The sequence below is a fragment of the Pantoea septica genome (genome assembly GCF_002095575.1).
GTDB classification, from domain to species: Bacteria; Pseudomonadota; Gammaproteobacteria; order Enterobacterales; family Enterobacteriaceae; genus Pantoea; species Pantoea septica.
On the sequence record NZ_MLJJ01000043.1, the window covers coordinates 1 to 20,974 of the forward strand.

A 20,974-nucleotide genomic window follows, 5' to 3' on the forward strand; every position below is an offset into this window, starting at 1 on the left:
ACGGATCAGCTCCATCATGTTTACGGTTTTACCTACGCCCGCGCCGCCGAACAGGCCGACTTTACCGCCCTTGGCAAACGGACACATCAGGTCGATAACCTTGATGCCGGTTTCCAGCAGTTCCTGCGAGTTAGACTGGTCTTCATAAGAAGGCGCCGCGCGGTGAATAGAGGAGATCTCTACTGCACTGCCGTCTTCTTCTTTGATGTCGCCTTTCATATCGATCGGCTCGCCCAGCACGTTCATGATACGGCCGAGGGTGGCTTTACCCACCGGAACCTGGATCGGTTTTTTCAGGTCAGCAACTTCCAGACCGCGCTTCAGGCCGTCAGAAGAACCCATGGCGATGGTACGAACCACGCCGCCGCCCAGCTGCTGCTGAACTTCCAGCACCAGACGAGCATCACCATTGTGAACCTCAAGGGCGTTGTACACTTGCGGTACCGCGTCCTGAGGGAATTCGACGTCAACTACGGCGCCGATAATCTGGACAATCTTTCCAGCTGCCATCTTGAATCCTCTACCTAATTCTTACCTGGTTAAACCGCGGAGGCTCCCGAGACGATCTCGGTGAGTTCCTGGGTGATGCTGGCCTGACGAGCTTTGTTGTATACCAACTGCAGCTCTTTGATCAGATTTCCGCCGTTGTCGGTTGCGGCTTTCATCGCCACCATACGCGCGGCCTGTTCGCTGGCCAGGTTTTCCACCACACCCTGATAAACCTGCGATTCGACATAACGACGCAGCAGGGTATCCAGCAGCGCTTTCGGATCGGGCTCGTACAGGTAATCCCAGGTCTTCGCCTTCATCTCTTCTTCACCTTCCGCTGGCGGTAACGGCAGCAGTTGGGTAATGGTCGGAGTCTGAGACATGGTGTTATTGAACTTGTTGCTGACGACATACAGCTTGTCGATGCGACCTTCGTCGTAAGCCTGCAGCATCACTTTTACCGGGCCGATCAGATCGGACAGGGAAGGTTTGTCTCCCATGCCGGTGACCTGCGCCACGACGTTGCCGCCTACGGAGCTGAAGAACGCCAGACCTTTGGAACCGATGATCGACAGATCGCTCTGCACGCCTTTATCGGACCAGGCTTTCATATCCGCCAGCAATTTTTTGAACAGGTTAATGTTCAAACCACCACAAAGCCCGCGGTCAGTCGAAACGACCAGGTAGCCGACGCGCTTAACGTCGCGCTCTTCCAGGTAAGGGTGCTTGTATTCCAGATTCCCTAACGCAAGGTGACCAATCACTTTGCGCATGGTGTCTGCATACGGACGGCTGGCCGCCATGCGTTCCTGCGTTTTACGCATTTTGGAGGCGGCGACCATTTCCATCGCTTTGGTGATCTTCTGCGTGTTTTTCACGCTTCCAATCTTGTTACGTATCTCTTTTGCGCCGGCCATTAGCTTCTCCTCAAAGCCTTGCGGCCTGCCTTTTCAGACAGGCCGCCAGACATTACCAGGACTGGGTTGCTTTAAACGTGTCGAGCAGGCCTTTCAGCTTCGCTTCGATATCGTTGTTGTAGTTACCAGTTTGGTTGATTTCCTGCATCAGCTCGGCGTGGTCGCGGTCCGCGAACGCCAGCAGCGCAGCTTCGAAGCTAAGGATTTTCGCCAGATCAACGTCGTTCAGGTAGCCGCGCTCGGCAGCAAACAGCACCAGACCCTGTTGCGCGACGGACATCGGCGCATACTGTTTCTGTTTCAGCAGCTCGGTCACTTTCTGACCATGGCTCAGCTGTTTGCGGGTCGCGTCATCCAGATCGGAAGCGAACTGCGAGAACGCCGCCAGCTCACGATACTGTGCCAGCGCGGTACGGATGCCGCCGGACAGTTTCTTGATGATCTTGGTCTGAGCAGCACCACCAACACGCGATACGGAGATACCCGGGTTAACCGCCGGACGAATACCGGAGTTGAACAGGTTCGATTCCAGGAAGATCTGACCATCGGTAATCGAGATTACGTTGGTCGGAACGAACGCGGAAACGTCGCCAGCCTGGGTTTCGATGATCGGCAGCGCGGTCAGTGAACCGGTTTTACCTTTAACTTCGCCGTTGGTGAAACGCTCAACGTAGTCAGCGCTAACGCGTGACGCACGCTCCAGCAGACGAGAGTGGAGATAGAACACGTCGCCCGGGAACGCTTCACGGCCCGGCGGACGGCGCAGCAGCAGAGAAATCTGACGGTAAGCGACAGCCTGCTTGGACAGGTCATCGTATACGATCAGCGCATCTTCGCCGCGGTCGCGGAAGTATTCGCCCATGGCGCAGCCGGAGTAGGGCGCCAGGTACTGCAGTGCAGCGGATTCAGACGCGGACGCAACCACCACGATGGTGTTCGACAGCGCGCCGTGCTCTTCCAGCTTGCGCACCACGTTAGCGATGGTAGAGGCTTTCTGACCGATCGCGACGTACACGCACTTGATGCCGGAGTCGCGCTGGTTGATAATCGCGTCGATCGCCAGTGCGGTTTTACCGGTCTGACGGTCGCCGATGATCAGCTCACGCTGGCCACGACCGATTGGAATCATCGCATCGACAGATTTGTAACCGGTCTGAACCGGCTCGTCGACTGACTGACGGTCGATAACGCCCGGTGCGATCACTTCAACCGGCGAGAAGCCGTCGTTTTCGATCGCGCCTTTGCCGTCGATCGGTGCACCCAAAGTGTTCACCACGCGGCCCAGCAGGCCGCGACCGACCGGCACTTCCAGAATACGACCGGTACACTTAACCTTCATGCCTTCGGCGAGGTCAGCGTACGGGCCCATGACCACGGCACCGACAGAGTCGCGCTCGAGGTTCAGGGCGATAGCGTAACGGTTGCCCGGCAGGGCGATCATCTCACCCTGCATGACATCGGCCAGGCCGTGTACGCGGATGATACCGTCGCTTACAGAAACAATTGTACCTTCGTTGTGAGCTTCGCTCACGACATTGAACTGAGCAATGCGCTGCTTGATCAGTTCGCTGATTTCGGTGGAATTCAGTTGCATATGCTCCAGTCCCCTTAAGACTGCAAGGCGTCTGCCAGACGCTCGAGACGGCCGCGCACGCTGCCATCAATCACCAGATCACCCGCACGGATGATCACGCCTGCCATGACAGACTTATCAATTTTGCAATTCAGCTTAACTTTGCGTGACAGACGTTTTTCCATCGCGGCGCTGATTTTAGTCAGCTGGCTGTCACTCAGCGTACCGGCAGAAATCACCTCCACCTCCGCAGTCGCCTCATAGGCGTCGCGCAGGTGAATGAACTGCTCGAGTACAGCTGGAAGCGCGGTCAAACGTCCGTTCTCTGCCATAACCTTAATCAGGTTCTGGCCGTGTTCATCTAATTGATCGCCGCAGACGGCAATGAAAGAAGCCGATAACGCTTCCGGCGCCAGCGCGCCAGAGAGAAGATCGGCCATTTGCTCATTGCGTGCTACGGTCGCGGCAAACGCCAGCATGTTTTGCCAGCGCTCGATGCTTTGATGCTCAACAGCAAAGTCAAAAGCTGCTTTGGCGTAGGGGCGAGCTACAGTAATCAGTTCAGACATCAGCCCCTCCCTCCTTACAGTTCAGCGACCAGTTTATCAACGATGTCGCTGTTAGCAGCTTCATCCACGGAACGTTCGATGATCTTCTCGGCGCCAGCCATTGCCAGCAACGCGACTTGCTTACGCAGCTCTTCGCGAGCACGTTTGCGCTCGGCGTCGATTTCAGCCTGCGCCTGCGTCACGATGCGGTTACGTTCGTTCTCGGCTTCAGTTTTCGCTTCGTCCAGAATCTGAGTACGGCGTTTGTTCGCCTGCTCGATAATGACCTGAGCTTCTTCTTTAGCTTTTTTCAGCTGGTCGGTCACATTGGCCTGCGCGAGATCCAAATCTTTCTTCGCGCGCTCAGCAGAAGCAAGGCCTTCAGCAATTTCTTTCTGGCGCTTTTCGATGGCAGCCATAATCGGCGGCCATACGTACTTCATGCAGAACGCGACGAACAGGATAAACGCGATGGCCTGGCCGAGGATTGTTGCGTTAATGTTCACAGCACAATGCCTCTAATTAAGTAGTTAACTTTTCTGCCGATATCTGAACGATAAGCGGCAGAACCGTTCATCATCGCACCCGGTGCCATGATGAACCAGGAGCGACAGGCTTTAGGCGACAGCAAACATCACATAGAGACCCAGACCAACAGCGATCATCGGGATTGCATCCACCAGACCCATTACAACAAAGAACTGCGTACGCAGCAGAGGAATCAGATCCGGCTGGCGCGCGGCGCCTTCCAGGAATTTACCTCCGAGGATGCCGATACCGATCGCAGCACCGATTGCCGCCAGGCCCATCATCACAGCGGCAGCCATGTACAGCAGATCCATATTCAGGTTTTCCATGACAGTCTCCAGTTTGTTTCAGTTAAACGCTTAGTGTTGAGAAAAAAATCAATGTTCTTCAGATGCCATCGACAGATAGACAATCGTGAGGACCATGAAAATGAAAGCCTGCAACGAGATGATCAGGATGTGGAAAATGGCCCACGGCACATTCAGCACCCACTGCGACCACCACGGCAACAGACCGGCAATAAGGATAAAGATCAGCTCACCCGCATACATGTTGCCGAACAGTCGCAGACCGAGTGAAACCGGTTTGGACAGCAGGCTAACACCTTCAAGGATCAGGTTGATGGGGATGAAGATCGGGTGATTAAAAGGCTGCAGCGTCAGCTCTTTCGCGAAGCCGCCTACACCTTTCATTTTGATGCTGTAGAACAGAATCAAAATAAATACGCCCAACGCCATAGACAGCGTGATGTTCACGTCTGCGGACGGCACGACGCGCAGCGCCGGCAGGCCCAGCCAGTGCTCGCCGATATACGGCAGCAGGTCGATAGGCAGCAGATCCATGAAGTTCATCAGGAAGACCCAGACGAAAATCGTCAGAGCCAGCGGGGCGATAAGTTTGCTTTTACCGTGGTACATGTCGCGCACGTTGCTGTCAACGAAGCCGACAACCAGTTCGATAGCAGCCTGCATTTTCCCTGGCACGCCGCTGGTAGCGCTCTTCGCCACTTTGCGGAACAACACCAGGAAGATGAATCCCAGCACCAGAGAGAAAAACATTGAATCGATATTTAATGCCCAAAACGTCGCGGGAGCGTCGTGAGCATTCACTAACTCGAAGGTACGCAGGTCCAACTGAAGATGCGTCAGATGGTGACCGATGTACTCTTGAGGAGTTTGAGTTTCTCCTGCAGCCATGATGCCTTTTACCCTTTGTTGTTAATTACCGCCGGTGCCAACATCTGAACCACCAGCACCGATAACCAGGTTATCCCGAGCGGCCAGAAAACCACCCTGAAAACACCCAACGCCACAATGAGCAACACGATGGTTGCGATGACCTTGCCGATTTCGCCGAGAGCGAAACTCCACGCAACCCGTCCGGAAGCCGGGGATTGCCCTTGCAGGCGCCAGGCTAAAAACATGAACAACACGTTCGGCAGCCAGGCTGCCGCTCCGCCAGCCAGCGCAGAGACGCCCCAGGTGACATCTTTCAGGGCAAAGAGAGCACCGATGATGACAACAGTCACCAGCTGGATAACCAGCACGGTTCGGGCGAATTTCACACTGTAAAGAGACACTGACATGGCGCTGTTACTCCCCTGCCCCATAAGGGGTATGTCGCGTGTCGTATAAGACTGCCTTTACTCACTCGAGTCAAGCAGCAAAAGCCGTGCAAATTATACGGGCCGCACCTGCGATTTCAATCCGTAAGTAGCCAAAAGGTGAACAATTATTTAAATTTCTTTCCGAACGGCTATTTTTCCAAAGATTGCCAGACGAATTTATGGACCTGCGCCGCACGCATTTGGCTTCCGGCTTGCGTTTAAAGCGTGCTTTAGATCACATTCTAAACACCGCCCCACTATTCATATTTTCTGACGAGCAATAGCAGCGTCTATTAATTCACCGTCAAAACCTTTAAAAACAATGGGATAATATTTTCACTCCCTCAAGCTGACCTTATTTTCGATAAAAACAGCTGATTGACATCTCAGAGTGTGACAAGCGCATTAAATTGATATTACGCACGCGGAGTTATTACCCTGATATATTTTCCCACGTGATTATCTGGCTGCCGCGCAGAAGCGGTAGAAGTGATATCCATGATAATTAAATGTGAATCATTCGTTAAATGTAACAGAGCTTTTCGGATAATTTCCGCCAGGCCTGTTAACGTTATTTCCCAGCCCTCAGGATAAAAAATGCGCTGCGCGGCGAAATCAACTGCCGGTTTTTTGAACCGCCCTTTTGATAAGCCAAACGCGCAGGAACCCATTAATCCCTGCGCTTTCAAGGGCTATTCGCGTCCGATAATCACCAGGTGACGTTCGCCATCCAGCTCCGGCACCTTTAGTGCTTCCACGGAGACGAGACGAAAACCGGCAGGCAGGCTGGCGATTTCATCGTCGGGACGCACCCCTTTCAGCGCATAAAACTCTCCCTGCGCGGAAGGCAAGTGATGGCACCAGTTCACCATATCCTGCAGCGAGGCGAACGCGCGGCTGATAACGCCGTCGAACGGCGGCTCGGAGGGAAACGCCTCTACCCTGCTCTGCACCGGCGTGATGTTGGGTAAACCCAGCTCATGCTGAACCTGACGCAGGAAACGCACGCGCTTGCCCAGGCTGTCGAGCAGCGTGAAGTGCGCCTGCGGCAGGACGATAGCGAGCGGAATGCCCGGCAGGCCCGGTCCGGTGCCGACGTCGATAAAGCGTTCGCCCTTCAGATGAGGCGCCACCACGATACTGTCGAGAATATGGCGCACCAGCATCTGTTGCGGATCGCGCACCGACGTCAGGTTGTAGGCTTTATTCCACTTGTCCAGCAGGCCGACATAGGCGACCAGCTGCTCTTTTTGTTGATCGGAGAGGGAAATACCGGCTGCCTTAAGCAGCGAAGCGAGTTTTGTGATCACAGCATAAATCCAGTCAGCGGGGGCGAGCGGCCTCGCCCCGTTTCAGGTCAGGCGCTTTTGCGCAGCAGCCCTTGTTTTTTCAGGTAAATCAACAAAATCGAAATCGCCGCCGGTGTGATGCCGGAGATGCGCGACGCCTGCCCGATCGAAGAAGGCTTATGATCGTTGAGCTTGGCGATGACTTCGTTCGACAGGCCGTTGACCTGACGATAATCCAGCTCGGCCGGCAGCAGCGTATTTTCATTGCGCAGCTGACGATCGATCTCTTCCTGCTGGCGCGCGATGTAGCCTTCGTACTTCACCTGAATCTCAACCTGCTCGGCCGCCTGCGCGTCAGACAGCGACGGGCCGAAGCTCGGCAGCGCGGTAAGTTGAGCGTAGGTAAGCTCTGGACGACGCAGCAGATCTTCGCCGCTCGCCTCTTTGGTGAGCGCGCTGTTGAGCAGCGTGTTCACTTCCGCGACGTTCTCCGACTTTGGATGCACCCAGATATCGCGCAGACGCTGACGCTCCTGCTCAATCGCCTCCAGCTTCTGGTTGAAGCGCGCCCAGCGGGCGTCATCCACCAGGCCCAGCTCACGGCCGGTTTCGGTCAGACGGAGATCGGCGTTATCTTCGCGCAGCATCAGACGATACTCTGCGCGCGAGGTAAACATGCGGTACGGCTCTTTGGTGCCGAGCGTGCAGAGGTCGTCCACCAGCACGCCGAGGTAGGCCTGATCGCGACGCGGCGCCCAGCCCTCTTTGTCGGCGGAGTGGCGTCCGGCGTTGAGGCCCGCCAGCAGCCCCTGCGCCGCGGCCTCTTCGTAGCCGGTAGTACCGTTGATCTGGCCGGCGAAGAACAGTCCGTGGATATATTTGCTCTCCAGCGTCGGCTTGAGATCGCGCGGATCGAAAAAGTCATACTCGATCGCGTAGCCGGGGCGAACGATTTTTGCGTTCTCCAGCCCTTTCATCGAGCGTACGATCTGCATCTGCACGTCGAACGGCAGGCTGGTGGAGATACCGTTCGGGTAAACTTCGTTGCTGGTCAGCCCTTCAGGCTCAAGGAAGATCTGATGCGCGTTGCGATCGGCGAAGCGCATCACCTTGTCTTCGATCGACGGACAGTAGCGCGGGCCGATCCCCTCGATGATCCCGGCATACATCGGGCTGCGATCGAGGTTATTGCGGATCACCTCGTGGGTCTGCTCGTTGGTATAAGTGATCCAGCAGGGAACCTGCTGCGGATGCTGCGAGGCATCGCCCATGAACGAGAAGACCGGCATCGGGTTGTCGCCATGCTGCGGGCTGAGCACGGAAAAATCGATGGTGCGCGCGTCGATGCGCGGCGGCGTACCGGTTTTCAGACGGCTGACGCGCAGCGGCAGGGCACGCAGGCGCTTCGCCAGCGGAATCGACGGCGGATCGCCAGCGCGGCCGCCGCTGTAGTTATCCAGCCCGATATGAATTTTGCCGTCGAGGAAGGTTCCGACGGTGAGCACCACGGCTTTGGCGCGGAACTTCAGCCCCATCTGCGTGACGGCTCCCACGACGCGATCGTTTTCGACGATAAGATCGTCTACCGCCTGCTGGAAGATCATCAGGTTGGGCTGGTTCTCCAGGGCGGTGCGTACCGCCTGTCGATACAGCACGCGATCCGCCTGCGCGCGGGTAGCGCGCACCGCCGGGCCTTTGCTGCTGTTTAGTATCCTAAACTGAATGCCCGCCTTGTCGATCGCCGTGGCCATCAGGCCGCCTAAGGCATCCACTTCCTTAACCAGATGTCCTTTTCCAATGCCACCAATCGCCGGGTTACAGGACATTTGTCCAAGCGTATCAATGTTATGGGTGAGTAACAGAGTTTGCTGACCCATTCGGGCAGCGGCCATCGCGGCTTCTGTGCCCGCATGACCACCACCGATTACGATGACGTCAAAAGGATCTGGATAAAACATGAAGTGGTACCTCGTTCGTGAACTGGCAGGGATCGTTGCCCTGGGCGGTGGATTCTACTGAAATTCCGCCGAGGGTGAAAGCGACGGGATCTGCGGGTTTAAAAGAAAGGATCTTTATTCTGTATATGATCTTTCTGTTAGATCTCTTTATTAGGATCGCGACTGCCTGTGGATAAGCATGGAAAGCGGATTCTTATCAGGCAGATAACGAGGATCCTTTGCTGTGAATGATCGGTGATCCTGATCCGTATAAGCTGGGATCAAAATAGCGAGTTATGCACAGCTCACAAAAGCAACAGCGGTTGTTATCTGGATAACTACCGGTTTTACGCAGTATTCAAGCCTTGTTATCCACAAAAAAAGTGGCAGCGATCGAATAAAAACAGACGTTTTAGCTGGGGATCCTGCGAAATACCCGATCCTCTGTGGCAAAGGATCCGCTCAGAGATGGGCCAACCACCCGCTTAGCCAGGCTTCTGCCGGATCTTCTGGGATCTCATGTTCCAGCACGTCGATTTCCAGCCGCTCGCCGATACGCTGCGCGCCGCGAGCGATCAACAGCGCATCCAGCGAACGAATGGCGCCGCAGAAAAGATCGTATTCATGGTTGCCAAGGCCGATCGCGCCGAATCGCAACGCCGACAGGTCAGGCTGGGTTTCGGCAATCGCCTCATATAAAGGCTGCAGATTATCCGGCAGTTCGCCTGCGCCGTGGGTAGAACTCACCACCAGCCAGATCCCCTGCTGCGGCAGCTCGTCCAGCGCCGGACCGTGCAGCAGCTGCGTGGAAAAACCCGCTTCCTGCAATTTCTCTTCCAGATGTTCGGCCACATATTCGGCGCTGCCCAGCGTGCTGCCACTGATTAAAGTAATGTCGGCCATGATGCTCTCCCGGAATAAAGGCGAGCATTGTACGCTGTGATCAAGCCGTGATCCACCTGTGGAAAACAGGGTTAATAGAAATGAAGATGCGAACTCAGCCGTTGGTGCAGGCGGCGTTCGCGCGGGATAAGGTTGTGCACAGAAAAAAAAGATCAGGGTTTGATGGTGCGCATGATCGGGTTTTGCAACGAAATCAGGGTTTCGGTGGACTGAATTTCGTCAATGGTCTGGATCTTATTGATCAGCACCTGCTGTAGCGCATCGATGGATCGGCACATCACCTTAATAAAGATGCTGTAGTGTCCGGTGGTGTACCAGGCCTCGACCACCTCGTCGAGCGCCTCCAGCTTGCTGAGCGCGGCAGGATAGTCGCGCGCGCTCTTCAGGATGATGCCGATGAAGCAGCAAACGTCGAATCCCAGCTGACGCGGGTCGATCTCCACGCGAGTGCCGAGAATAATGCCGGCCTGTTTCATCTTCTCCACGCGAACATGGATGGTGCCCGGACTGACGTTGAACTGTTTCGCCAGTTCGGCGTAAGCGGTGCGGGCATTATCCAGCAGCGCATTCAGGATCCCGCGATCCAGGTTGTCCAGTTGCAGTGATTCGGCCATATCATCCTCATGTCAGCTCTTCTTCTTTGAACAGAGGAGAATGTGCAGCAAAAAGCGGCGGCAGGCAATCACCGGCAGCGGCAAACGCCGCTGCCGGTGAGGGTTAACGCTTACGCCACAGCGTGACCTGCGCCAGCGAATGCTGATACTTGCGTGCGGTTTCGCGGATCACGAAAGGCTGATCCTGCGGCGCGCCGATCGGCTCAAACTCCGCCGCCAGCAGCCGTTGCAGCGCCTGCAGGGTGGTGAGCGCCTCGCCGTTTTCGCGGATGCCGCCCAGCCAGTTCTCTTTCGGCGTGAAGGCTTCCAGCCAGGTATAAGGCGAGGAGAGCAGCAGCAAACCGCCAGAGCGGATCATCGGCGCAATATCCTGTAGAAAGCGCTGCGGCTGACGCAGGCGATCGATCAGGTTCGCGGCCAGCACCAGGTCATACTGCGCGGGCTGAGGCTTCAGGTTGCAGGCGTCGCCCTGCACGAACTGGATACGCTGCGCCTGGCCGGCGTCGAGGCCAAAATCTTTAAGCCGCACCTGACGATACTCCACCAGATCGCCCTCTTCCGGCACCACGTAACGGAAATCTTCGCCCGAGGCGAGCTGCAGCGCCACGTCAATAAAGCGCGCGGAATAATCCATCCCGATCACCTTTTCAAAATGGCGCGACAGCTCGAAGCTGGCGCGGCCGGTGGCGCAGCCGATATCCAGCGCGGTGCCGCGCACCTGGCAGTGGGGCAGCGCCAGCGCCACCAGCGACTCGGCATAGTTATCGACGCCGAAATAGCGGGGGCCATACTGGAAGTCGAGATACTGCGACACCATATCGTCGGTTTCGTAAGGATTGAGCGTCATCGATTCCTGATGCGAGGAGACGACGTAGCGGAAGCCCGCATGCTGGAAAAAGTGGCGGCGAAAGGCGTAGCGCGACGATTTCAGCGCCTCGTTGCCGGTAGAGATCCAGCTGCCGCCCTTGATGAGCGAATGCTTGCCGTCGAAGGTCGGCGTCGAAAAGTCGTCATAGAGCGGATGCACGCGGAAGCCTTCAAAGCCGTTGATCGGCGTGGTGGTCCACTGCCAGACGTTGCCCACGATGTCGAAAAAGTCGCCCTGGGCGAAGCGATCCACGGCGCAGGATGAGGCCCAATAGGCCAGGTTAAGGTTGCCCGGCGCCTGCTGCCACTCCGGCTGATCGCCTTCGACCTGTCCGCGCAGCTGCATCCATTCCGCCTCGCAGGGTAGCTGCACGGATGCGCCGGTCTGCTCTGCCTTCCAGCGGCAGAACGCGGCGGCTTCCAGCTGATTGACTTCCGCCGGCCAGTCCCAGGGCATCAGCACCTCTTCGGTCATCAGGCGCAGCTTCAGCGCCTCGGGACGCTGCGCGTCGCCGCGCCAGAAGGTCGGCATCTGCGCCTCGGCAAAGCTGCGCCAGCCCCAGCCTTCATCGTCCCAGTACCGGCGCTGCTGGTAGCCGCCCGCCGCGACGAATTCGAAAAACTCGGCATTGCTGACCAGCATTTTGCTGGCCTTGAACGGCTCAAGTTCTGTCGTCTGGCTGCCGTATTCGTTGTCCCAGCCGTAGGTATCGTCGTTTTTCCCCTGCGTCACGACGCCGCCAGGCATGGCGACCAGGCTGTTGGCCGGCACCGCGTCGCGCGCGTGGCGCGCCTCCTGACAGGCTGGCCACTGCGGCTGCGGCTTGACCCATTCGATGGGCAGCTGGCGCATCAGCACGCTGGAGGTTTCCAGATGGATGCGCTCATGCTCGATACCCATCAGGATCACCCAGGCCGGGCTTTCCCAGTCGATCGGCAACGTCAGCGGCATGGTTTCGATAAAGCGAGTCACCAGGCTTTTTACTTTGCTGCGGTAGTCGCGCACCTCCTGCACGCTGGGCCAGGCGTAGTGGCTGTCGTCGAGATCGTCCCAGCTCATCTCATCCACGCCGATCGCCATCATCGCCTCGATGCGATCGTCGACGCGCGCGTCGATGTAGCGGCCCGCCATCAGCTTATTGATATAGAAAGAGGCGGTATGGCCGAAATAGAAAATTAAAGGATGGCGCAGCGTGATGGCTTTGGTAAACCAGGCGCGATCGTCAGCGAGACAATCGAACAGGCTTTCATAGAGTTCCCAGGTTTGCGTGTAGTAAGCCAGCAGCTCGTCGCGTTTCTCTGCGACGCTGCTGCCGGAAAGGCGTACCGTACGGGTCGGTGCCGGTAGATTTTGATGTTGTTGTGCGGTTGTCACAGTGAACTCCGTTAGCTGAATAAACACAGCGGGTAATTCACTATAGCAAATCGGGGTTTCTGCTCCGTGACTAACGCCGCCAGCGGCGCAGCAGGCGGCTTTTCATGCCGGTATCGAAACGCCAGATATGATCGAAGATGCGCAGGATGCCGGGCTTGCCGTGCGCCGACATCGCCACGGCGTGAAAGCGCTGCTGCTGTTGCTGCTGGCGCTGCTTCACCACGCCCACGATCTCATCCGGCAGACGCTGGGCGATAAAGTCGGAGACCACCACGGCGTCAGCGTCCTGCCACAGCGCTCCCTCCATACGCTTAACCACCGCCGCCAGACAGGCGGCGAGATCGGTGCCGCCGCGAAAGCGCTGGCTGAGAAAGCGGATCGCCTGCTCCAGCCCGTCGTCGCCGGTCAGCTCGTAGCCGATAACGTCGTGGGCGAACAGCATAACGTAGCAGCGGCGGCGCTCAGCCAGCGCAACTTTTAGCAGCGCCAGGCAGAACGCTTTGGCGCAGCGTTCGTTAAAGCCGCCCATCGATCCTGAGGTATCGACGCAGACGATAAAGGGGCCGCGCGGCTGCTCTTCGTGCTGCTGGTGGCTGACCGGACGCAGCGTAACCTTTTCATGCCAGGCGTCGCCCTGCAGCCGGTAGGTCAGCAGCCGCTTTTCCACCAGGCGACGGTAAAACTCCAGCTCCAGCTCGCTGATGCTGATGGTTGCCAGCTCCGGCGGCAGCAGGCGCAGCACGTCGTCGCTCTGATGAATGCCGTTCACCTCTTCGGGCACCGCGTCTGGTTCGCGTACCAGCTGGTGAAAAGCCTCCAGCGGGGCATCCTGCGACGGCACCGACTTTGCTTCGCGGCTGCGGCCCAGCTGCTGCGCCAGCGCCAGCAGTTCCGGCTGCTGCGCCAGGAAGTCGCCATACTCCAGCATCAGCTGATAGTCGCCGTGCTGCAGTGAAGCTTTGCTCATATCCCATAAGCGACCGGCCGCCGCCTCGTCGTTGTCGCTCAGCACGGGCGCCAGCTGGCCGCTCAGCGCCATGCGCTGCTGCAGCTCGGCCATCAGGCGTTCGCGCTGCTGCTCCAGCAGCTGTTCGTTGAGCGTCAGCGTCTGCAGCGTCAGGCTGAGACGCCAGCGCTGCAGAAACAGCGTATGCTGCGCGCCGCTCAGCTGGTGCGCGTCGGTGTGCTGTAACAGGCGCTGCGCCTCTTCCAGAAAGGGCGAAGGCAGTTGCGTCAGCGCCTCGAGTATTTCAGGCAGCTGCTGGTTGAAGTCGTGATGGCTGAGCAGCTGGGCGCGCTGAAACAGCTGAAACTCGTTGCCCAGCGTTTCTGGTACCGGCGTCGCTTTCAGCTCGGCGTTGATCTCCGCTTTCCAGCGCGGCACGTCGCGCAGCATCGCCTGCTTCAGACCGGGGAATTTTTCAAAGAAGATCGCCAGCTGCGGGGAGGCGAGCAGCGCGAGAATCAGCTCTTCGATCAGTTCGGCCTCGCCGACAGAGAGCAGCGCGCTGAGCGTCTCCAGTGAGATCATTTACGCGCCTGTTTCAGCTGGTCGGCCACGTCCTGCAGGCTGGTTTCAATACGCGCCAGCCAGTCGTCGCTGATAAACAAGCAGCGCTGATGCTGGCTGAACTGATGGCGCTGCGCGCGCAGCTGGGTATCCAGCTCGTCCAGCGCTTCGCTGATCTCAGCCGGCAGTTCGCTGTGCGCAACGGCGCCAGGCAGCGTCAGGCGCGCCGTTTGCAGGCTGACGTCGCGCAGCGCCAGGCAATGCTGCGCGTCCACCAGCAGATCGAGCGTCTGGGCGAAACCGATGCCGTTCAGCTTGCCGCGCACGTCGCCGCCCTTCAGCAGCCACTGCTCCAGCGCATCGCGGGCGATCACCACATGCGTGACCTGCATATCGTGCAGCGTCAGCGGCTGCTGCAGCATCAGGGTCAGCTGCGGCTCCGTCAAGCTGGCGGGCAGCTCATAGTGCGGCTTGCGGCTGAACATGCCGCTGTGTTTTTCCAGCGTAATCGCCTGCGCCACGCTCTGCTGCTGCTGTAGCGCCAGGCGTCGCGCCTTGAGCTGCTGCAGCCTGAGCAAGAGCGTCTGCTGCTGCCAGGCCTGCTGCGTCATCAGCAGGTCAATCGCGCGCTCCAGCACCTGCATAGAGGCGATGTCGTGCCACAGGCAATCTTTCAACAGAATAAGGTCGATGGGCGCGATGGCGCTGCGGCCGCTGTAGAATGCGCTCGCCTGCAGCAGGTGAATCGCCTTTTTCCAGCGGCGATCGGAGATATAGGGCGCATCGGGCAGGGTTTCCAGATGCTGGCGCAGCTGATAGATCAGCTCGAAGACGTTATCCGGCAGGCTGACCTGGCTAATGCTCTGCTGCCACTGATGATACTCCTCATCGCTGATGCGCAGCGATTCCGCGACCGGATTGGCGTTTTCATCCTGCTGGTGGGTCAGCATGCTGCGAAAGTTTTGCTTTTCATGCACGTTGTCGAGCCAGAGACGGATCAGCATGCGGTCGTAGAGCGCTTCCAGCCCGCTGTCCGCTTCCGGCAGTTCGTTTGAGGCGGTGACCAGCAGACGCATCGGAATTTTTTCTTCGCTGTCGCCATTGCGGAAGCGGCGCTCGTTAATCGCGGTCAGCAGGGTATTGAGGATGGCGGGGCCCGCCTTCCAGATCTCGTCGAGGAACACGATCTCCGCGTCGGGCAGATAGCCTTTTGTCAGGCGCTGATAGCGGCCTTCATCCTTTAATGCCTGAATCGATAGCGGGCCGAACACCTCTTCCGGCGTCGAGAAGCGCGTCATCAGGTATTCAAACGCGCGGGCATTCTGAAAAGCGTATTTCAGGCGGCGGGCGATCAGGCTCTTGGCGATGCCCGGCGGACCAAGCAAAAACACGCTTTCACCGCTCAGCGCCGCCAGCAGACAGAGGCGAATAGCATCGTGGCGTTCATACAGACCCTTCTCAAGGGCATTGCTGAGACGAGAAATTCTTTCTGCCAAAAGATGGGGTTGAGCCATAATCACTTCACTGTCCTTCTGTTACTGCTGCCGTCTTATTATGGCAGGCGCACTACTCTACTGATTATGATGCGTGAAAGCGTTGATTGCCGTCCGCTTTTTTTGTGTCACAAAGTCCAATCATCGCATAATGCCGCTGCGGCTTGTAATGCCGCGAAAAAAATCCTCGGCGCCAGCGGCGTTGAACAAGGACGGGATGGGTTTTTTGGGAAACAGGTGCATACTGTGCGCTTTTTGACAGCAAGAGCGATGGGGTGTTGCGCCTCTCTGCTCCAACAAAAGATAACTCTATGAGCTCGGATAACAAGCAATCACTTAGTGCGTTAACGCTGGCCGCGATTGGCGTAGTGTATGGCGATATCGGCACCAGCCCGCTCTATACCTTGCGTGAATGCCTCTCCGGACAGTTTGGTTTCGGCGTTGAGCGCGAAGCGGTTTTCGGCTTTCTGTCGCTGATTTTCTGGCTGCTGCTGCTGGTGGTGTCGCTGAAATATATCAGCTACGTCATGCGCGCGGACAACGCCGGCGAGGGCGGCATTTTAACCCTGATGTCGCTGGCGGGCCGCAATACCGGCGCGCGCGCCACGGCGGTGCTGGTCATTATGGGCCTGATCGGCGGCAGCTTCTTTTATGGTGAAGTTGTGATTACGCCCGCCATTTCCGTGATGTCGGCGATTGAAGGGCTGGAGATCGCCGCGCCCTCGCTCGATCCCTTTATCGTTCCGCTCTCTATCGCGGTGCTGACGCTGCTGTTTATGATCCAGAAGCACGGCACCGGCATGGTAGGCAAACTCTTCGCCCCGGTGATGCTGATCTGGTTCGCCACGCTGGCGGTGCTGGGCGTCAGCGGCATCATGAAGAACCCGGAAGTGCTGCAGGCGCTTAATCCCTCCTGGGCGGTCAGCTTCTTCGTGCACTACAAAACTATCTCGTTCTTTGCGCTGGGCGCGGTGGTGCTGGCGATTACCGGCGTGGAAGCGCTGTATGCGGATATGGGGCACTTCGGCAAAATGCCGATTCGCATCGCCTGGTTTATCGTGGTGCTGCCCTCGCTGGTGCTGAACTATTTCGGTCAGGGCGCGCTGCTGCTCAGCGATCCCAAAGCGATTAAAAACCCCTTCTTCCTGCTGGCGCCGGACTGGGCGCTGATCCCGCTGCTGATTCTGGCGACGCTGGCGACGGTGATCGCCTCGCAGGCGGTGATCTCCGGCGTCTTCTCGCTGACGCGCCAGGCGGTGCGTCTGGGCTATCTGCCCGGCATGCGCATTATCCATACCTCGGAGATGGAGTCCGGTCAGATCTACGTGCCGATGATCAACTGGGTGCTCTATTTCGCCGTGCTGATCGTAATTATCAGCTTTGAACACTCCAGCAACCTGGCGGCGGCTTACGGCATCGCGGTCACCGGCACTATGGTGCTGACCTCGATTCTCTCCTGCACCGTCGCGGTAAAAAACTGGCACTGGAACCGGCTGGCAGTCGGACTGATTCTGACGCTGTTTCTCTGCATCGACGTGCCGCTCTTCTCCGCCAACCTGATTAAGCTTTTCTCCGGCGGCTGGCTGCCAATCTGTCTGGGCCTGATCATGTTCCTGATTATGACGACCTGGAAGAGCGAGCGCTTTCGCCTGCTGCGCCGGATGCACGAGCATGGCAACTCGCTAGAGGCGATGATCGCGTCGCTGGAGAAATCGCCGCCGGTGCGCGTGCCGGGCACCGCCGTCTATATGTCGCGCGCGCTAAACGTCATCCCCTTTGCGCTGCTGCACAACCTCAAGCACAACAAGGTGCTGCACGAGCGCGTGGTCTTTTTAACGCTGCGAACCGAAGATGCGCCTTACGTGCATAACGTGCGCCGCGTCGCCATCGAACAGCTGTCGCCGACCTTCTGGCGCGTGGTGGCCAGCTACGGCTGGCGCGAAACGCCGAACGTCGAGGAGATTTTCCACCGTTGCGGGCTGGAAGGGCTCAACTGCCGGATGATGGAAACCTCGTTCTTTATGTCGCACGAGTCGCTGATTATGGGCAAACGTCCCTGGTATCTGCGCCTGCGCGGCAAGCTCTTCCTGGCGCTGCAGCGCAATGCGCTGCGCGCGCCAGACCAGTTCGAGATCCCGCCGAACCGGGTAATCGAACTCGGCACTCAGGTCGAGATTTGATCGTTACCAGCGCAGGGCGACGCAGAGTCCGCCGCCCTCGCGCTGGCTGAAGCGCAGCTGCATACCGTGCAGCTGCGCGACGTTCCGCACAATCGATAATCCCAGCCCGCTGCCGCTCTTCTCCTGTCCTGGCGGCCGCCAGAAGCGCTCGCCCAGACGCTGCAGCTCCGACTCGCTCAGGCCCGCGCCATTATCCTCGACGCGCAACCCGCGGTTCTCCAGCACTACCCTGACGTCGCTGCCTTCCGGCGTATAGCGGATGGCGTTGTCCAGCAGGTTGCGCGCCAGCAGCGACAGCAGCAGCGGATGGCCCTCAATAACCGGCTCGGCAAGGCTCTCCAGGCGCAGCGCGACGCCGGCGCGATCGGCGTGCGGCAGCTGTTCGGCCAGCGCCTCCTGTAGCAGGTCATGAAGGTCCACAGGCTGAAACGCGCCGCGCGCGTCCTCAGCTTCGGCGCGCGACAGCGTCAGCAGCTGATCCACCAGCCGCGTGGCGCGCTGAATGCCGGCATCCAGCTGGCGCAAAGCGTGCTGGCGCATCACCTCGTCGTCAGCGGCAAGCTGCACCACTTCGCTCTGCACGCGCAGCGCCGCCAGCGGACTGCGTAGCTCATGGGCGGCGTCGGAGGTAAAGCGGCGCTCGCGTTGCACCATGGCGCTGATGCGGCTGAACAGCCCGTTCAGCGCTTCCGTCAGCGGTTTGACCTCCAGCGGCACCCGCCCGGCGTCCAGCGGCCTGTCGTCGTCCGGCACGCGCTGCGCCAGCAGCTGCGTGATGCGCTTGAGCGGGCGCAGCTCGCGCCACACCAGGCCGAGCAGCAGCAACAGCATCAGCGGCAGCGCGATAAGCCAGGGCAGAATGCTGCTTTGCACCAGCGCTTTCGCCATATCATCGCGGTATTCCCACTCCTGGCCCACCACGATGCGGTGCTGGCCGTCCGGCGTCGTCAGCCAGACAAACCGCCAGGCGTCGTCGTCGTCGATTAACCGCCCGTCGTGAAATCCCTGCGCCTTGGCGTCGAACGGCAGCATTCTGCCGTTTTCGCCGTCGTTCAGCACGGGTCTGCCGTCTCGGGTGAAAATAGCAAAGGCGAGCGCGTCGTCATCCTGATCGCCGCGATGGTGGCGCAGCAGCGCCTTGTTTTCGGGCAGCGTAGCGTCAGCGGGGCCGGCGAGGTCAAGCGCCATCAGGCGTTTGGCGAACAGAAGCTGCTGGGTGTCGAACAACTCGTTGATGGTGTCGCGCGTCTGTAGCCAGGCGCTCAGGCTGGCGCTGCCCCAGCAGAGGCCGAGCAGCAGCACGAAGCCGACGCCAAGCCGGAGAAACAGGCTCATTGCGGCTCTCCCAGCATATAGCCGACGCCGTGTACGGTACGGATAAAGGCCGTGCCGAGCTTTTTACGCAGGTGATGAATATGCACTTCTACCGCGTTGCTGGAGACGTCGGCATCCCAGCTGTAGAGCTTCTCTTCCAGCTGCGCACGCGTCAGCACGCGGCCTGGATGGCGTAAAAACAGTTCCAGCAGCGCCAGCTCCCGACTTTTGAGCGGAACCCGTTCGCCGTCGCGCGTCACGCTGTGGCTGGCGGGCTGCATAATGACGTTACCGTGACGCAGCTCCGGCTGCATTTGACCGTGGCGACGCCGGATGAGCGCTTGCAGCCGCGCGGCGACTTCTGTCAGGGCGAAAGGTTTGCAGAGATAGTCGTCCGCGCCCAGCTGCAAACCCTCCACGCGCTGATCGAGGGCGTCGCGCGCGGTCAGGATCAGCACCGGCACGTCCGCGCCCTGTTGTCGCCAGTCGCGCAGAATCTCCAGCCCGTCGCGCTGCGGCAGCGAAAGATCGAGGATCACCGCATCCCAGGGCGCTGCATGCAGCGCGGCGAAACCCTCATCGCCGGAAACAAACCAGTCGACGCTGAAACCTAATTTGCCCAGGCCAGCCTTGATGCCGTCGCCAATCAGCCGGTCATCCTCAATCAGTAAAATGCGCATTTTCCCTCCTTTGTCTGCAAAGGCTTTATACGAAGGAGAACGGCGCTTGTACAGGCGATATCGCTACTTTTCGCTTATTTTCACCTCTTAAGATCCTGTTAAGAACTCGCTGTTTTAATAGGATGCGTACAAAACACCCATTCATGGAAACGAGGTGACTATATGAAAAAGCATGCCGCACTCTTAGCTATCCTGGCGCTGACCACTGCGCCCGTCTTCGCCGCGACTCAGGGCGGATTTGTCGATGCGAATGCGCCTGCCGTTCAGGCGAAACAGGGAGGCTTTCAAAACGGCCAGAGCAGCGTGGTAACCGTTAAGCAAGCGGAAGAGATGAAAGACGACAGCTGGATCACCGTGCGCGGCCAGCTGGAGAAGCAAACAGGCGACGAGGACTATCTGTTTCGCGACGCCACCGGCACCATGAACGTCGAGATCGACCACAAGCGCTGGGACGGTTTGACCATTACGCCGAAAGATCGCGTTGAGCTGACGGGTGAGCTGGACAAAGATTTCAACAGTATCGAACTTGACGTTAAGCAGGTGCGTAAAGCGCCCTAACGCCTTCCCTGCCGGGCCGCTTCAGCGGCCCTTTTTATCGCCTAAGCCAAATTTCACTTTGCGTGAGCGAAACGTTTCGATAACGATCACACTTCTCGATTTCCCCCGTTGAGTTACCGCCGCCATTTCATACACTGCCGCTAGCGAAACGTTTCGCTCTGGAGCAAAAAATGAAAAAAGGTCGCCTGTTAAACGCTGAACTCTCTTACGTGATTGCCCGTCTGGGCCATACGGATACGCTGACCATTGCCGATGCCGGCTTGCCGATCCCGGCAGGACCGCAGCGCATCGATCTGGCGCTGACGCCGGGCACGCCCGATTTTATGCAGGTGGTAAAAGCCGTCACGCTGGAGATGCAGGTGGAAAGCGCCCTGATTGCGGAAGAGATTAAGCAGCACAATCCGCAGCTCCATAGCGAGCTTCTCGCCGTGCTCGAAGCCTTGCAACAGCACCAGGGAAACAAGATTGCAGTGCGTTACACCAGCCATGAACAGTTCAAACAACAGACTCAACGCAGTCAGGCGGTCATTCGCAGCGGAGAGTGCTCTCCGTTTGCGAATGTCATCCTGAGCGCTGGCGTCACCTTCTGAGGC

The 20,974-nt window shown here is 58.3% G+C and carries 21 protein-coding genes; 3 read left to right on the top strand and 18 right to left on the bottom strand.

The window, feature by feature from the left end; all coding sequences use genetic code 11:
- The 16 genes from HA46_RS18060 to ravA all read right to left on the bottom strand — a co-directional run.
- On the bottom strand, positions 1 to 510 hold a 510-nt coding region (locus tag HA46_RS18060; RefSeq protein WP_483243724.1), incomplete at its 3' end, for a F0F1 ATP synthase subunit beta.
- 29 nt (positions 511 to 539) lie between these two features.
- Entirely contained in the window at positions 540 to 1,406 is an 867-nt protein-coding gene (atpG, locus tag HA46_RS18065) for a F0F1 ATP synthase subunit gamma (protein WP_033792957.1), read from the bottom strand.
- Between the two features lie 52 nt (positions 1,407 to 1,458).
- Positions 1,459 to 3,000 (bottom strand): F0F1 ATP synthase subunit alpha, encoded by a 1,542-nt coding sequence (gene atpA / locus HA46_RS18070; protein ID WP_033792956.1) that lies wholly within the window; start codon positions 2,998 to 3,000, stop codon positions 1,459 to 1,461.
- 14 nt (positions 3,001 to 3,014) lie between these two features.
- Positions 3,015 to 3,548, bottom strand: a complete 534-nt coding sequence (gene atpH, locus HA46_RS18075; RefSeq protein WP_033755396.1) for a F0F1 ATP synthase subunit delta — start codon at positions 3,546 to 3,548, stop codon at positions 3,015 to 3,017.
- A gap of 14 nt (positions 3,549 to 3,562) precedes the next feature.
- Positions 3,563 to 4,033 carry a F0F1 ATP synthase subunit B gene (gene atpF / locus HA46_RS18080; RefSeq protein WP_033792955.1) on the bottom strand — a complete coding sequence of 157 codons (471 nt, stop codon included), beginning with the start codon at positions 4,031 to 4,033 and terminating at the stop codon, positions 3,563 to 3,565.
- Between the two features lie 111 nt (positions 4,034 to 4,144).
- Complete coding sequence (gene atpE, locus HA46_RS18085; RefSeq protein ID WP_003849523.1) at positions 4,145 to 4,384, bottom strand: F0F1 ATP synthase subunit C; 240 nt, start codon at positions 4,382 to 4,384, stop codon at positions 4,145 to 4,147.
- A gap of 48 nt (positions 4,385 to 4,432) precedes the next feature.
- Entirely contained in the window at positions 4,433 to 5,251 is an 819-nt protein-coding gene (atpB, locus tag HA46_RS18090; RefSeq protein ID WP_033792954.1) for a F0F1 ATP synthase subunit A, read from the bottom strand.
- A gap of 8 nt (positions 5,252 to 5,259) precedes the next feature.
- Positions 5,260 to 5,640 carry a F0F1 ATP synthase subunit I gene (gene atpI / locus HA46_RS18095; protein WP_033755584.1) on the bottom strand — a complete coding sequence of 127 codons (381 nt, stop codon included), beginning with the start codon at positions 5,638 to 5,640 and terminating at the stop codon, positions 5,260 to 5,262.
- A 437-nt stretch (positions 5,641 to 6,077) separates the two neighbouring features.
- A complete protein-coding gene (locus tag HA46_RS20960) occupies positions 6,078 to 6,350 on the bottom strand; it encodes a hypothetical protein (protein WP_143807670.1) in 273 nt (90 codons plus the stop codon).
- Between the two features lie 3 nt (positions 6,351 to 6,353).
- The gene (gene rsmG, locus HA46_RS18100) at positions 6,354 to 6,971 is read right to left on the bottom strand and encodes a 16S rRNA (guanine(527)-N(7))-methyltransferase RsmG (protein ID WP_033792953.1); all 618 of its coding nucleotides are present in this window, start codon (positions 6,969 to 6,971) and stop codon (positions 6,354 to 6,356) included.
- A 47-nt stretch (positions 6,972 to 7,018) separates the two neighbouring features.
- Positions 7,019 to 8,908 (bottom strand): tRNA uridine-5-carboxymethylaminomethyl(34) synthesis enzyme MnmG, encoded by a 1,890-nt coding sequence (mnmG, locus tag HA46_RS18105; protein WP_033792952.1) that lies wholly within the window; start codon positions 8,906 to 8,908, stop codon positions 7,019 to 7,021.
- A gap of 441 nt (positions 8,909 to 9,349) precedes the next feature.
- Positions 9,350 to 9,790, bottom strand: coding sequence for an FMN-binding protein MioC (mioC, locus tag HA46_RS18110; protein WP_033792951.1), 441 nt, complete (start codon positions 9,788 to 9,790; stop codon positions 9,350 to 9,352).
- A gap of 152 nt (positions 9,791 to 9,942) precedes the next feature.
- Positions 9,943 to 10,404 carry a transcriptional regulator AsnC gene (gene asnC, locus HA46_RS18115; RefSeq protein WP_033755376.1) on the bottom strand — a complete coding sequence of 154 codons (462 nt, stop codon included), beginning with the start codon at positions 10,402 to 10,404 and terminating at the stop codon, positions 9,943 to 9,945.
- 103 nt (positions 10,405 to 10,507) lie between these two features.
- A complete protein-coding gene (gene ovoA, locus HA46_RS18120; RefSeq protein WP_084885923.1) occupies positions 10,508 to 12,646 on the bottom strand; it encodes a 5-histidylcysteine sulfoxide synthase in 2,139 nt (712 codons plus the stop codon).
- Positions 12,647 to 12,716: 70 nt separating this feature from the next.
- A complete protein-coding gene (gene viaA / locus HA46_RS18125) occupies positions 12,717 to 14,177 on the bottom strand; it encodes an ATPase RavA stimulator ViaA (protein WP_084885926.1) in 1,461 nt (486 codons plus the stop codon).
- Positions 14,174 to 15,670, bottom strand: coding sequence for an ATPase RavA (gene ravA / locus HA46_RS18130; protein ID WP_084885935.1), 1,497 nt, complete (start codon positions 15,668 to 15,670; stop codon positions 14,174 to 14,176). Before ravA ends, viaA begins: the two co-directional genes overlap by 4 nt.
- A 290-nt stretch (positions 15,671 to 15,960) precedes the next feature.
- Between ravA and kup the strand changes: the two genes are divergently transcribed.
- Complete coding sequence (kup, locus tag HA46_RS18135) at positions 15,961 to 17,829, top strand: low affinity potassium transporter Kup (RefSeq protein ID WP_033792945.1); 1,869 nt, start codon at positions 15,961 to 15,963, stop codon at positions 17,827 to 17,829.
- 3 nt (positions 17,830 to 17,832) lie between these two features.
- Here kup and qseC read toward each other — a convergent pair whose 3' ends face one another.
- Together qseC and qseB are read right to left on the bottom strand one after the other, a co-directional pair.
- Positions 17,833 to 19,164 (bottom strand): quorum sensing histidine kinase QseC, encoded by a 1,332-nt coding sequence (qseC, locus tag HA46_RS18140; protein WP_084885928.1) that lies wholly within the window; start codon positions 19,162 to 19,164, stop codon positions 17,833 to 17,835.
- Positions 19,161 to 19,823, bottom strand: a complete 663-nt coding sequence (gene qseB / locus HA46_RS18145; RefSeq protein WP_033792942.1) for a quorum sensing response regulator transcription factor QseB — start codon at positions 19,821 to 19,823, stop codon at positions 19,161 to 19,163. The genes qseC and qseB overlap by 4 nt, the downstream gene beginning before the upstream one ends.
- Before the next feature lie 162 nt (positions 19,824 to 19,985).
- On the opposite strand from qseB, the gene HA46_RS18150 reads away from it, so the two are divergent.
- Positions 19,986 to 20,381 carry a YgiW/YdeI family stress tolerance OB fold protein gene (locus tag HA46_RS18150; RefSeq protein ID WP_084885931.1) on the top strand — a complete coding sequence of 132 codons (396 nt, stop codon included), beginning with the start codon at positions 19,986 to 19,988 and terminating at the stop codon, positions 20,379 to 20,381.
- Between the two features lie 170 nt (positions 20,382 to 20,551).
- Complete coding sequence (rbsD, locus tag HA46_RS18155) at positions 20,552 to 20,971, top strand: D-ribose pyranase (RefSeq protein ID WP_033792940.1); 420 nt, start codon at positions 20,552 to 20,554, stop codon at positions 20,969 to 20,971.
- Positions 20,972 to 20,974: the final 3 nt, after the last annotated feature.